A 13550-nucleotide genomic window follows, 5' to 3' on the forward strand; every position below is an offset into this window, starting at 1 on the left:
GCGGGCCGGGGTCGCGGCAGTCGGGCGTGTTTCTTGGGTACTTCTTTGCACGAGCAAAGAAGTACCTCGCGGCGCGCTGGCGAGTCAGCGCCAGGCAGTATGCGGACCGGAGCCACCGTAAACACCGAACGATGAACTATGGCCAGCCACGACAAGGCAGGGGGCGGGCCGAAGGCACCGTAAACACCAGTGACGAACCAGGGCCAGCCACAACAGGGCTGGCGGCTGGCACTCGACGGTCAGGGCTCGGCGCGCGGGGCTGTGGCGGCGCGGACCCCGCGGCGCTCGCCGTCGACATCGTCGATCTCGTCGTCCAGCTCGTGCAGGCGGCGCGTGGTCGCCAGCGGCGAGGTGGTGCCGCGCGCGACCAGGCTGTAGGCCGCCGGAATCACGAACAGCGTAAACAGCGTCGCGAACAGCACACCGGAGAACACCGCCACCCCGATCACGAAGCGCGTCTCCTCGCCCGGCCCGGAGGCCAGGATCAGCGGAATGGAGCCCGCAACCGTGGTCAGCGCCGTCATCAGCACCGGCCGCAGCCGCATGCGCGCGGCCTCGATGATCGCGGCGTCGAAATCACGCCCGCGGTCGCGCAACTGGTTGGCGAATTCGACGATCAGGATGCCGTTCTTCGCCGCCAGGCCGATCAGCATGACCATGCCGATCTGACTGTAGATATTCAGCGTCTGGCCGGTAACGGTCAGGCCGATCAGGGCACCCACCACCGCCAGCGGGACGGTCAGCATGATCACGAACGGGTGCACGAAGCTCTCGAACTGCGCCGCCAGCACCAGGAAGACCACCAGCAGGGCCAGCGCGAAGACAAACAGGATCGCCTCCGAGCCGGTGCGCAGATCCAGCGATTCGCCCTTGTAGTCGATGCCCGCCTCGGCCGGCAGGAGCTCGGCGGCCTTGGCATCCAGCGTGTCCAGCGCCTCGCCCAGGGTCATGCCGTCGCGCAGCCCGGCGGTCAGGGTGACCGCCCGCGAGCGGTTGTAGCGTTCCAGCGAGGACGGACCGGCCTGTTCCTCGTAGGTGACCAGGCTGGACAGCGGCACCATGGCGCCGGAACTGGAGCGTACGTAGAGGTTGTCGATATCGCCCGGCGTGCGGCGCTGATCGGCCAGGCCCTCGATGATCACGTCGTACTCCTCGCCGCGATCGACGAAGGTGGTCACGTCGCGCCCGCCGAGCACGATGTCCAGCGTACGGCCGACATCGCGCATGGAGACACCAAGGTCGCCCGCCCGGTCGCGATCCAGACGCACGTTCAGCTGTGGCTGGGTAGGCTCGTAATCGAGATCCACCCGGGTCAGGCCCTCGATGCCTTCGGCGGCCTCGCGCATGATTTCGCCCCACTCCTCGAGCTGGTCGTAATCCGGCCCGGAGATCACGAACTGGACCGGCGGCCCGACGCGACCGCGAGAAAGGCCCTGGCGCATGACCACGCGCGCCTCTACCCCGGGCATCTCGTTGATGATGCCGCGGATCTCGTCGATCACCTCCTGACCGGACACGTCGCGGTCGTCCCAGTGCTCCAGGATCGCGATCACAAACCCGTTGTTCATGAGCTCGGAGCCGCCGAAGCCGCGTGGCGTACGCACCAGGGCGCGGCGGATCGGGCCGTCCTCGATCAGCGGCTGGATCCGGGCCTCGACCTCGGCCATCTGGCGGCTCATGTACTCGAAGTTCGCCCCCTCGGGTCCGTCGACCAGGACGAAGAAGGACCCGCGATCCTCCTGCGGCGCGAACTCCTCGGGCAATTCGTCGAACAGATACCAGGCCCCGGCCAGCACCGCGGCCAGTAGCGGCACCACCAGCCATGACCCCTTGAGCCCGCTCGCCAGCACGCGGCCGTAACCGGCCTCCAGCGCCGCGAAGCCGCGGCCGATGTAGTGGGCGGCACCGGTCTGGTCATCGCCCTTGTGCATCAGGCGCCCGGAGAGCACCGGCGCCAGGGTCAGCGCCACAATGCTGGAGAAGAAGACCGCGATGGCCATGGCGATCGCGAACTCGGTGAACAGCTGGCCCACCGTGCCGTCGAGGAAGGCCAGGGGCACGAACACCGCGATCAGTACCGAGGTGGTCGCCACGATCGCGAACCCGACCTGGCCCGCACCGCGGTAGGCCGCCAGCAGCCCCGGCTCGCCCCGTTCGATGCGCCGGTGGATGTTCTCCAGCATTACGATCGCGTCGTCCACCACCAGTCCGACCGCCAGCACCAGCGCCAGCAGCGTCAGCAGGTTGACCGAAAACCCGAACAGGCTGATACCGATGAACGCGGCGGTAATCGCGACCGGCACGGTCACCGCCGGGATCAGGGTCGCCCGCCAGCTGCCCAGAAACAGGTAGATCACGAACACCACCGCGGCAGTCGCGACCGCCAGGGTGATGTAGACCTCGCGGATCGCCCCCTCGATGAAGACCGACTCGTCGTAGGTGGTGACCAGCGAGGTGCCCTCCGGCAGGGAGTCCTGCAGGCGGTCCGCCATGGCCTTCACGCCATTGGCGACCTCCAGCACATTGGCGTTGGACTGGCGGATGATGCCGAGCCCGATCATGTCCTCGCCGTTGCCGCGGAACTCGCTGCGCTCGGTATCCGCCCCGATATTCACCTCGGCCACGTCGCCCAGGCGCACCAGCTGCCCGCCCTCCCCGCGCTTGAGCACCAGCCCGGCGAAGTCTTCGGGGGTGCGGTACTGGCGCTCCACGCGCACGGTGAACTCGCGCTCCAGCGAGTCGAGACGCCCCGCCGGCAGTTCCACGTTCTCCTGCTGCAGGGCGTCGGCGATGTCGGTGACGGTGAGCTCGCGCGCGGCCAGGGCCTCGCGGTCGACCCAGATCCGCATCGCGTAGCTGCGCGCGCCGCCCCGGCGCACCAGCCCGACGCCGTCCACCACCGACAGGCGATCAATCAGGTTGCGCTCGGCGTAGTCCGCCAGCTCCAGCGCATCCATCGTGGTGCTGGAGAGGTTCAGCCACAAGATCGGGTTGGCGTCGGCGTCCGCCTTGGTTACCTCGGGCGGGTCGACCTCGTCGGGCAGGTCGCCCAGCACGCGACTGACCGCCTCGCGCACGTCGTTCGCGGCGGCGTCGATGTCGCGACTGAGGTTGAATTCGATGGTGATACGCGAGCGACCGTCCTCGCTGGAGGACTGGATAAACCGGATCCCCTCGATCCCGGCGATGCGGTCCTCGATCCGCTGGGTGACCTCGCGCTCGATGATCTCTCCGCTGGCCCCGGGGTAGATGGTGTCCACCGTGACCACCGGCGGGTCCACGTCCGGGTATTCGCGCAGTGGCAGGCTGTCGTAGGCGATCAGACCGAAGGTGATCAGCAGCAGATTGAAGACAATCGCCAGCACCGGCCGGCGATTGGCGACATCGGAGATGATCATGCCCCGTCCCCGGCCTCGCCATTATCCGGCGCACGCGGCGGCAGCACGCGTACCTCGCGGCCGTCGCGCACCCGCGACACGCCCTCGGAGACGACGGTATCCCCCGGCTCCAGGCCCTCCAGCACTTCGGCATGCCCCGGATCGCGTCGCCCGATGCGGATGCGCACCCGCTCGACCGTGTCGTCGTCACGCAGCCGGAACACGAAGTGCTGGTCGGCGACCTGGCGGATCGCGCCCTCCGGGACGGCCAGGCGCTCGACCGGGTCCAGCGGCAGGCGGATGTTCACCAGCATGCCGGGGCGCAGAAACAGGTCGGGATTCTCGATCAGGGCACGCACGGTGAGGGTGCGGGTCGCCACGTCCAGACGGTTGCTGACGGCCGCGACCTGCCCCGCGAACTCGCCGTTCGCACTGCGCCCCTGGACATCGAGGCCCAGGTGGATCGCCGAGGTGTGGCGCTCGGGTACCGCGAAGTCGACCTTCACCACCGAGACGTCATCGAGTTCAACGATTGCGGTTCCCGGACTGACCAGGGAACCGGGGCTGACCTGACGCAGGCCCAGACGGCCGGAGAACGGGGCCCGGATGACGCGGTTGGCCACACGCGCCTCCGCGGCCGCCAGGCGGGCTTCCGCCTCGTTCAGCCGCGAACGCTGCTGGTCCACCTGCTGCTGCGTGACCACGCCATCGGCCACGCGGTCGCGCACGCGCTCCAGCTCCCGCCGCGCCTCGTCCACTTGCACACGGATCTCGCGCAGGGCCGCACGCTCCTCGTCGGCATCAAGACGGACCAGGACATCCCCGGCCTCCACCGTGTCGCCGTCGTCGAACAGGACCTCGACCACGCGCTCGGTGACGCTGGCGGTGACCACCACGGACTCGTTGGCCTGCACCGTGCCCAGGGATTCGACAACGGTCTCGAAGGTGCGCGGGACGACCTCGCTAACGCGCACCGGCGTGCGGTCGTCGCGTTCGGCGGCAGGCGCGTCGCTGGCCGCGTCATCCCCCGCTTCCGGGCCAACCGCGTACCAGGCAGCAGCGGCGACCGCCACCACCAGGACCAGTCCCAGAAACCCGCCAATCGCCTTCACTTGTCGATGCCCCTACATGAATGCGGCCCGGTCAGGGGACAGTGCGGTGCCCCCTGACCGGGCCAGGGTTGTACGTTCCGTTAGACGCGCTGAATACAGCCGTCCTGGCTTTTTCAGCGACTGCACGGAATCGCTGATAAATCAGTGTTTCCCTAGTGTAACGACCGTCACGTTTCACCGGCGTTCCGCAGCGCGGCCGGCAGATCGCCCAGGGGACGATCGTGCGGCCGGGTGTAGTCGATCACCGGGCCCTTCGGCACGATGCCGCTGGGGTTCAGCATCGGGTGGCTGCCGTAGTAGTGCGCCTTGATGTGATCCATGCGCACGGTCTCGGCCACGCCGGGGCGCTGGTAGAGCATGCGCAGGTAGGCCGACAGCGCCGGGAAGTCGATGATGCGCTGTCTATTGCACTTGAAATGGCTGTAGTAGACCGGATCGAAGCGCACCAGCGTGGTAAACAGCCGCCAGTCGGCCTCGGTGATCCGGTCGCCCACCAGGAACGGCTGGCGTGCCAGGCGCTCCTCCAGCCAGTCGAGGGTCTCGAAGAGACGGTCCCAGGCGGCATCGTAGGCCTTCTGGCTGGTCGCGAACCCGGAGCGGTAGACCCCGTTGTTCACGTTCTCGTAGACGCGCTCGTTGACCGAGTGGATCTCCTCGCGCAGGTCCTCCGGGTAGAAATCCAGCGTATTGCCGGTGATGCCGTCGAAGGCGCTGTTGAACATGCGCACCAGGTCTTCCGACTCGTTGTTCACGATCCGGTCGGTCCGGGTGTCGAACAGCACCGGCACGGTCACGATACCCGTGTATCTCGGATCGGTGCGGGTGTAGAGCTCGTGCATGTAGCGTGAGCCGTGCACCCGGTCACCGGTGCAGCCGTCGCAGTCATCGAAGGACCAGCCGGCATCGCCCATGTAGTGGTGCACGACCGACAACCCGATGTGCGACTCCAGGCCCTTGAGCTTGCGCAGGATCAGCGCGCGATGCGCCCAGGGGCAGGCATAGGAGACGTACAGGTGATAGCGCCCGGACTCGGCCGGGTAGCCGCCCTCGCCCAGGGGACCCGCGGAGCCGTCGGCGGTCACGTAGTTGCGGTACTGCTGGTCCTGGCGCACGAACTCGCCGTTCTCGTCGGACTCCTCTTCCAGCCAGCCTTCGCGCAGTTCGCCGTTGATCAGGAGACTCATGGGGTTCCCTCTGCAGCGGTCCAGCCGCCACGGTTACGGATGATAGGGTCGATTATCCTGTCGATAAAATCGAAAATAAATCGCGTTATTTCCGCCCGATAGTTCGAAAATACCGAACCGACTGAGGGGTAGGCCGCTCAGGAGGCGCGCAGCGTGCCGTCGAAGTAGCGGGCAAGGAAGGTATCGAAGTCCAGGGTATCGGCCGCCTCGATCGCGGCCTGCTCCGCCAGGCTCTGGCGCGCCAGGGCCTCCAGCGTCTCGGCGCGCGGCAGCGGGCCGTTGAAGCGAAACGCCTCGCGGTGCTGCGCGGACAGGCGGCTGGCGTAGCGGTAGAAGCCCTCCTCGCGCGCCATCATGTCCTCCAGCATGCGCGCCGAGGGCGTGAGGTCGGCCTGCTCGACCTTGCCCCACTGCTCGCTTAGCGCTCTACGGTAGGGGTCGCCCGGCAGTTCCTGGTCGAGGATCGCGGCGACCGGGCGCATCAGGGCCAGCAGTTCGCGCGCCCAGTCCTGCAGCCGTACAGACTCGTCCTGCCGGCGCAACTCGAGGCCGGGGCGGCGGCCGTAATGCGCCACATCGAGCAGGTTGCGGTCGATCGCGTCGAGTTCGCCGTCCGCCAGCAAAGGACTGGGCTGCAGCAGGCAGGTCAGGGCAAACACCTCGAGAAAGCGCAGCTGGGTCTCGTCCACCCCCAGCGGGTGCTGCGCGTTGATGTCCACCGAGCGCAGCTCGACGTACTCGATCCCGCGTGCCTCCAGCGCATCGGTGGGCTTCTCGAAGCGCTCCAGCGGCTGCTTCGGGCGCACGGTGGAGTAGTACTCGTTCTCGATCTGCAGGATGTTGGCGTTCAGCTGGCGGTATTCGCCGTCGACCTTCACGCCGATGCGCTCCCACTCGGGGCTGAGCGTATTGATCGCGCAGCGCAGCGAGTCGACGTAGCCGCCCAGCGAGTTGTAGTCCGCCTTGATGCCGGTGTCCGCCTCCTTGCGGTTGGTGTAGCCGATGTCACCCATGCGCAGGCTGGTGGCATGCGGGAGGTAAGAGGTGTCGTCGTCAAAGTCCTCCAGCACCGCGCCGTGGCCCTCGAGGAAGGAATTGCACACGGCCGGCGAGGCCCCGAACAGATATGGCACCAGCCACCCGAAGCGCAGCAGGTTGCGGATCATGCCCATCATGCGCTCGTCGCGGAACGCGCGGTCATCCTGCTCGCCCAGCACCTCCGCCAGCGCCGGCCAGAACTCGGGGCGCGGGGAATAGTTGAAGTGCACCCCGGCGATCACCTGCATCTTGCGTCCGTAGCGGTGCCCCAGCCCGACGCGATAGACGGTCTTCATGCGTCCGGCGTTGGACGTGCCGTACTGCGCGACCGGGATCGCATTATCGTCGGCAGTCACGCAGGGCATGGACGTCGACCACAGGGTCTCGTCGCCGACATTGGCCGCGGCGAAGGCCTGCAGGTCGTGCAGGAACCCCAGCGTCTCGCGCACATCATCGAACGGCGGTGTGACCAGCTCCAGCAGGGCCTCGGAGTAGTCCGTCGTGATATTCGGATGGGTCAGCGCCGATCCCAGTGCCGCCGGGTGCGGGGTCAGGGCCGGCGACCCCTGCGGACCGACGCGCAGGGTCTCCTTCTCCAGGCCAATGCGCCCGTGCAGGCCCGTCCCCGCCAGGCGCTCCGCCAGCTGCGCGACCAGTCCCTGCAGATTGCGTTCGTCGGTTCCCACGGGCGTGCTGTCCTGCTCCAGTCAAACCCGGCGAACATACCCGAATGCGCCTGCGGGGTCACATGCACCGCCGGCCGGCACCCGAAAACCCCGCAACGCGGATCAGGAGACGGCCCCCACGCAAGGCGCGGATGACCTTGCCCTGCCGGTCCTATTAAATTGGGTTTTTCTTCTACACAAGACATCGGGCGCCGCATGGAACCGGACACACAACGCCGCAGCTGGGACGAAATCCTGGTAGACGCCCTGCGCGCCCCTGCCACCGGGCTGTTCGTGCTCGGACTCGCGATGGGCGCGGGGCTGATGCACTGGGGCGTGGAGCGCCCCCCGACCGAGGGCGCGCTAATGGTCACGCTGCACAATGAAAGCGACACGACCATCCGCGCGGTGCACTTCGATTTCGGGCACGACCTGTCCGAATCCAGCATTCGCGAGGGCGAGATCGCGCCCGGCGAGCACCGGCGGGTGGCCCTGAACCACCCGCCCGGGGCCGGTTTCAACGTCGAGATCCGCTACGCCGACGGCCACGTACAGGCGTTCTGTGCCAACCGCGGCGTGGACGGCTGGACCCAGGAGGTTCGCGTCTACCGCTGAATCTGGCAGGCGGCACCCGCATGGCCTATACAGGACATGCGGGGTGAGAAAATGCCGCAACCATGGCCGAACATGCTGGAGCACTACACCCGTGGGAACGGGGGTCCGCACCTGCGCGAGACCCGCGCGGCCGCCTCGCCAGCGGTCGCCATGCTGGAGACCCTTCAGCCACCGGGCCTGTTCCACACCCCGGCCTCCGATGACCTGGTCCTGAGCCAGTCGTCCGGGGCCCCATTCCGCTACGTCTGCGATCTCGGCGCCGGGCGCTTCTCGGGACACACCCGCACCCGCGATTTCGTGGCCGTGGCCCCGGGGGCCACGCCCTGGTGCCGGGTCACGGACGCGGCGAGGGTACGGTTTATTGCCATCCCCGCCGACCTGGCCCGCCGTTGCCTGGACCGGCCCGCCGACGACCCGCTGGATTTCGGCCCCGTTCACAACCGCCACCACAGCGACCCGCTGATCGCCCAGGGCCTGGAGTGTCTGTGGCAGGAAATGGGTCGCGAGGACCCCGCCGCACACGTGTTCGTGGACAGCATGATGGCCGCACTGGTGGTGCGCCTGGCCCGCCTGACCAGCCAGGCCGCCCCGGCCGACCGCTGCCGGGGCGGCCTCGCACCGCACCGCTCGGCACAGGTCATCGACTACATGCAGACTCACCTCGACCAGCCGATCCGTCTCGCCGAACTCGCCGCGCTGTGCGACCTCTCCCCCTGGCACTTCGCCCGCGCCTTCCGCGAGACCCACGGCCAGCCGCCCCACCGCTACCTGACCCAGCTGCGTCTGGAGCGGGCGCGCGCCTTGCTGACCGAGTCGCACGCGAGCATCGGCGAGATCGCGACGGCCACCGGCTACACCCCGCAACAACTGGCCCGCCACTTCCGGCAGGCCTTCGGCATGGCACCCGGCGCCTACCGTGATCAGTACGGGGAGCCGCCAATCACCCGCGCGGACGACCCCGACACACCCTGACGCACAACCGCAAGATTCGCCCCCGCACCGCAAGCCCGTGACCGCAGGGGATAACCGCACGGCCTAGGCTCCCGGTAAAGCCGCCCCCCGGCGCCATCGCGGAGGTCACCCGCATGCCGTCTGCCCCGGAATACCATGGGTCACCGCAGGCCGTGGAGGCCTTCACCAGTCACCTGGTTGATGTCCTCAACCACGGTGCGCTGTGCCTGATGCTCTCGATCGGGCACCGGACCGGACTGTTCGATGCCCTGCGCGGGCGCCCCCCGTCGACCTCCGAGGCGATCGCCGCGGCCGCCGGCCTGAACGAACGCTATGTCCGCGAATGGCTCGGCGCGATGGCCACGGCGGGGATCGTGACGGTGGAACCCGCCGGGCCACGTTTTGCCCTGCCGCCGGCGCATGCCGCATGCCTCACGCGCGCCGACGCGGCCGACAACCTGGCGGTGTTCGCCCAGTACATCGCAGTGCTGGGCGCCGTGGAGGATGCGATTGCCACCGCGTTCCAGACCGGTGACGGCGTGCCCTACGAACGCTACACGCGTTTCCACGAGGTCATGGCCGAGGACAGCGGCCAGTCCGTTCTCTCCTCGCTGGAGAGCCATGTCCTCCCCCTGGTGCCGGGCCTGACCGATCATCTCGAGCGCGGGATCCGGGTGCTGGATGTCGGCTGCGGCAGCGGGCGCATTATCAACCACCTGGCGGGGCGCTACCCTCGCAGCGAATTCACCGGACTGGATCTCTCGCCACAGGCCATCGCGCGCGGGCGTGCCGAGGCAAAGGCGGAGGGGCTAGACAACGTCGTGTTCATCGAGGCCGACGCCGCCGAGATGGAGCACCGACTCGAGGCCCGGGGCTTCGAACTAATCACCACCTTCGACGCCATCCACGACCAGGCCGACCCTCAGGGGGTCCTGCGCGGCATCCATCGCGCCCTGGTGCCCGAAGGGATCTACCTGATGCAGGACATCCGCGGCTCCGGACAGATCCAGGGCGATCTCGATCACCCGCTCGCACCCTTTCTCTACACGGTCTCCTGCATGCACTGCATGCCGGTCTCGCTCGCCCGGGGCGGCCCCGGGCTCGGTGCGATGTGGGGCGAACCGCTAGCCCACGACTACCTGCAGCGCGCCGGTTTCCGCGACATCCGCGTACACCAGCTGGCCCACGACCTGCAGAACAACTGGTACGTGGCCACCCGATAACAACCCAAGGAGGCATTGCCATGAGCGCACAACACCCGATCACGACCCTGGCACTGGCCATCACCGCCGCCCTTGCGCTGGGTCTGGCCGCCCCGTTGGTGGCGTCCGAGCCCGACGATCACTTCATCATCCGCGACTGCGAACAGTCCCGCGAGGACCTGGCCCGGGCCATTCGCGAGTATGCGGAGAACGAGGAGGACTGGATCTTCCTGGCCGAGTTCGGCCTGGCCGGTGGCGACATCACCGCCCTGAAGGTCTGCTACCTGCCCCTGGGGCCGGACATCCTTGATGCCGGCCTGCACGTCGGCGCGATGATGCCCTGCGGCCACATCGGCCTGTACGAGGAGGACGGCAACACCAGGCTGTCGATGTTGCACCCGAAGTTCATGACCACCCTGCAGCCGCACCCGAGCCTGGAACGCGCGGCGAAAAACGCCGAACCGGCCTTCGAGGCGCTGCTGGATCATGTCCTCGGCGGACCGTAGGCGGCCCGGTCCCAATGGATCGGTTGCCCGCGAGACCTTGATCCGCGTCCTGGCCCTTCTGGCGCTGGCCACGCCCATGGCGCCGGCCAGCGCCACGGAAACTGTGCAGGCTCGCACGGACGCCTCCAGCGGCCTGATCACCTGGACGTGGCAGGGCGATGGCGTCTCGCTGGAGCTTGCGCAGCTGCTGCCCGATCAGACCCGCGCGTTCTTCCTGGGACGCGGCTTCGAGACCGAACATGCCGATCTCATTGCGGCGCACTGCGTCTTCCAGGCGATCCTGCGCAACAACCGCCCACACACCCCCATCGAGGTCAATCTCCACGACTGGAGCAGCCAGGGGCCGGAGGGGCTCATCCGCCCGCGCCCGAACCGGGACTGGGAGGCAACCTGGGCCCGACGGCAGGCCCCCGAAGCCGCCCGCATCGCCTTTCGCTGGGCCCTGTTCCCCGGCGAACACCGTTTCGAACCCGGCGACTGGCTGATGGGCATGATCCTGTTCGACCATCCGCCGGGCACGCCCTTTGATCTGACCCTGCGCTGGCGCGCGGCCGGGGAGCTCCACGAGGCGCGGCTGCCCGACCTGCGCTGCGCCGGCGAGGCGGGAGGATGATCGCCATGCCAAAGCTCGCGACCCTCCTGATCCTGTTGATTCTGGCCGCCATGACCGCCCCGGCCGCGACCGAGTCCCTCACCGCGATCGAGCCACGCCCGGACGCTCCTCCCCTGACACTGGAGGACCTCGACGGTCATGAACACGACCTGCGCGACTACCGCGGCCGCGTCGTGGTCGTGAACTTCTGGGCGACCTGGTGCCCGCCGTGCCGGGACGAACTGCCCTCCCTGCAGCGACTATGGGAGGGACTGGGCCCCGACGGGCTGGTGGTACTCGGGGTAAACGTCGGCGAGGACGCCGATCGCATCTTTTTCTTCACCGCCGACTACCCGGTGGATTTTCCCCTGCTGCTGGACCGCGCGGCCAGCGCGATCGATACCTGGCCGGTGCGCGGCATCCCCACCACCTTCGTGATCGACCCCGAGGGCCGCATCGCCTATCGCGCCATCGGCGCGCGTGAATTCGACCACCCCGGCATCACCGAACGCCTGCGCGAGCTGCAACAGGGGCGATCGTCCGAGCCCTCTACGACCGAATAAGGCGCATCGGGCGGGGGTACGCGGTACGGCCCGAAACCCGAACCGGCGGTCTGCGCGCGCAACAATTCTGTCGCAATGTCGTCATCACCTGGTCACACCCCCGGTCCACACTCCGGGACTTGAGTCTCGTCCCAAGGTGCAGCCGTGCACATTCTGATGCTGAGCGACGTGTACTTCCCCCGCATCAACGGGGTCTCCACCTCGCTGGCCAGTTTCCGCGCACAGCTCCAACAACTGGGCCATCGCGTCACGCTGGTGGTACCGGCCTATCCCGGACTGGGTGCGCATCCCGGCCCCGACCCGCATGATCCGGACCTGATCCGCATCCCGTCGCGCTACCTGGTGGTGGATCCGGAGGATCGCATCCTGAAGCCCCGCCTCATCCGCCGCTCCCTGCGGGAAGCCGGGATCGAGCGGGCCGACCTGATCCATGTCCACACCCCCTTCGTGGCGCACTACGCCGGGCTCAAGCTGGCACGCGACTGGCAGGTCCCGGTCATCGAGACCTACCACACCTTCTTCGAAGAGTATCTGCAGCATTACCTGCCATGGCTGCCCGCCAGATGGCTGCGGGGTCTCGCACGGCGCATCTCGCGTGCACAGTGCAACGCGGTCGACCGGGTGATTGCCCCGTCGACCGCCCTGCATCAGGCCCTGCTGGGGTACGGGATCAAGACACCCATCGTGCGCCTGCCCACCGGGATCGACCCACAGGCCTGGTCCGGAGGCGACGGACACCTGTTCCGGGCGGAGCGGGGCATCGCACCCGGCCGCGAAATGCTGGTGCATGTGTCACGGATCGCCTTCGAAAAAAACATCGGCTTTCTGCTGCAGATGCTCCAGCACCTGCGCGAGCGCCGCCCCGGCGTGCTGCTGCTGATCGCGGGCGAGGGACCGGCCCGAACGGCCCTTCAGCGCCAGGCCGCGCAGATGGGCCTGGAGGACAACCTGCACTGGTGCGGGTACCTGGACCGCGCAACCTCGCTCGTCGACTGCTACCGCGCCGGGCATGCATTCGTGTTTGCCTCCGCCACCGAGACGCAGGGTCTGGTCCTGCTGGAGGCCATGGCCTGCGGGCTGCCCGTGGTCTCCACGGCACGCCTGGGCACGCTCGACATCCTCACCGACGCATCCGGTGCCGAAGTTGCTCCCGAGGAGCCCGCGGTGTTTGCCGAACGGGTCGCCCGCGTCCTCGATGATCCCGAACGCCAGCGCGCCATGCGCGCAGCCCACGCCGCATGGGCGCGGGAATGGAGCGAGCGGCGTATGGCCGAACAATTGCTGAGCGTGTATAAGTTTTTGCTGAGCCCGGCCGACGCGCTCGGCACCCCGCATGCCGCGGCCGACCGTCCTCGCTGACGGCCCTTCCCACTCCAGCGGACCAAGCGACCATGGCCAACGGCGGCGCTACCGGCATCACCCGCATCCTGCGGGCCTTTGGGTACTCCTGGAAAGGCCTGCGCGCCACCTTTCGCCACGAGGAGGCCTTTCGTCAGGAACTGATCCTGGTGGTCATCCTGGCGCCACTGTCGCTGGTGGTTGGCAATACCGGAGTGGAACGCGCGTTGCTGCTCGGCAGCCTGTTCCTGATCCTGATCATCGAGGTACTGAACTCGGGCATCGAGGCCACCGTGGATCGGTTCGGGCCGGAACGCCACAAGCTGGCCGCGCGTGCCAAGGGAGACGCTGATTGAATCGCACGTCCGCGCTCGAGTCGCTTTTGCGTGCGAACAAGGCGCGGTGAC

General features: G+C 68.0%; 12 protein-coding genes. 8 read left to right on the forward strand and 4 right to left on the reverse strand.

Features of this window, described 5'->3' with window-relative positions:
- Positions 1 to 239: 239 nt before the first annotated feature.
- The 4 genes from F614_RS0113695 to gshA all read right to left on the reverse strand — a co-directional run bounded on the left by F614_RS0113695 (position 240) and on the right by gshA (position 7397).
- Positions 240 to 3398: an efflux RND transporter permease subunit gene (locus F614_RS0113695; RefSeq protein ID WP_019559103.1), complete on the reverse strand. Its 3159-nt coding sequence runs from the start codon at positions 3396 to 3398 to the stop codon at positions 240 to 242.
- On the reverse strand, positions 3395 to 4489 hold the full coding sequence (locus tag F614_RS0113700; RefSeq protein WP_019559104.1) for an efflux RND transporter periplasmic adaptor subunit: 1095 nt from the start codon (positions 4487 to 4489) through the stop codon (positions 3395 to 3397). Before F614_RS0113700 ends, F614_RS0113695 begins: the two co-directional genes overlap by 4 nt.
- Before the next feature lie 167 nt (positions 4490 to 4656).
- On the reverse strand, positions 4657 to 5673 hold the full coding sequence (locus F614_RS0113705) for a glutathione S-transferase family protein (RefSeq protein ID WP_019559105.1): 1017 nt from the start codon (positions 5671 to 5673) through the stop codon (positions 4657 to 4659).
- 137 nt (positions 5674 to 5810) lie between these two features.
- Positions 5811 to 7397, reverse strand: a complete 1587-nt coding sequence (gene gshA, locus F614_RS0113710; protein ID WP_019559106.1) for a glutamate--cysteine ligase — start codon at positions 7395 to 7397, stop codon at positions 5811 to 5813.
- A 195-nt stretch (positions 7398 to 7592) separates the two neighbouring features.
- Between gshA and F614_RS0113715 the strand changes: the two genes are divergently transcribed.
- The 8 genes from F614_RS0113715 to F614_RS0113750 all read left to right on the forward strand — a co-directional run bounded on the left by F614_RS0113715 (position 7593) and on the right by F614_RS0113750 (position 13499).
- Positions 7593 to 7991: a hypothetical protein gene (locus tag F614_RS0113715; protein WP_019559107.1), complete on the forward strand. Its 399-nt coding sequence runs from the start codon at positions 7593 to 7595 to the stop codon at positions 7989 to 7991.
- Positions 7992 to 8042: 51 nt separating this feature from the next.
- Entirely contained in the window at positions 8043 to 8963 is a 921-nt protein-coding gene (locus F614_RS0113720; RefSeq protein WP_018877111.1) for a helix-turn-helix domain-containing protein, read from the forward strand.
- A gap of 113 nt (positions 8964 to 9076) precedes the next feature.
- Positions 9077 to 10165 (forward strand): methyltransferase domain-containing protein, encoded by a 1089-nt coding sequence (locus F614_RS0113725; protein WP_026329871.1) that lies wholly within the window; start codon positions 9077 to 9079, stop codon positions 10163 to 10165.
- A gap of 20 nt (positions 10166 to 10185) precedes the next feature.
- Entirely contained in the window at positions 10186 to 10650 is a 465-nt protein-coding gene (locus F614_RS0113730) for a DUF302 domain-containing protein (RefSeq protein WP_019559109.1), read from the forward strand.
- A 37-nt stretch (positions 10651 to 10687) separates the two neighbouring features.
- Entirely contained in the window at positions 10688 to 11263 is a 576-nt protein-coding gene (locus F614_RS0113735; RefSeq protein ID WP_018879699.1) for a hypothetical protein, read from the forward strand.
- Complete coding sequence (locus tag F614_RS0113740) at positions 11260 to 11805, forward strand: TlpA disulfide reductase family protein (protein WP_018877115.1); 546 nt, start codon at positions 11260 to 11262, stop codon at positions 11803 to 11805. Before F614_RS0113735 ends, F614_RS0113740 begins: the two co-directional genes overlap by 4 nt.
- Before the next feature lie 156 nt (positions 11806 to 11961).
- Complete coding sequence (locus F614_RS0113745) at positions 11962 to 13164, forward strand: glycosyltransferase (RefSeq protein ID WP_019559110.1); 1203 nt, start codon at positions 11962 to 11964, stop codon at positions 13162 to 13164.
- A gap of 32 nt (positions 13165 to 13196) precedes the next feature.
- Complete coding sequence (locus F614_RS0113750) at positions 13197 to 13499, forward strand: diacylglycerol kinase (RefSeq protein ID WP_018881602.1); 303 nt, start codon at positions 13197 to 13199, stop codon at positions 13497 to 13499.
- Positions 13500 to 13550: the final 51 nt, after the last annotated feature.

Origin of the sequence: Thioalkalivibrio sp. ALE12 (assembly GCF_000381105.1) — a bacterium.
GTDB lineage: Bacteria > Pseudomonadota > Gammaproteobacteria > Ectothiorhodospirales > Ectothiorhodospiraceae > Thioalkalivibrio.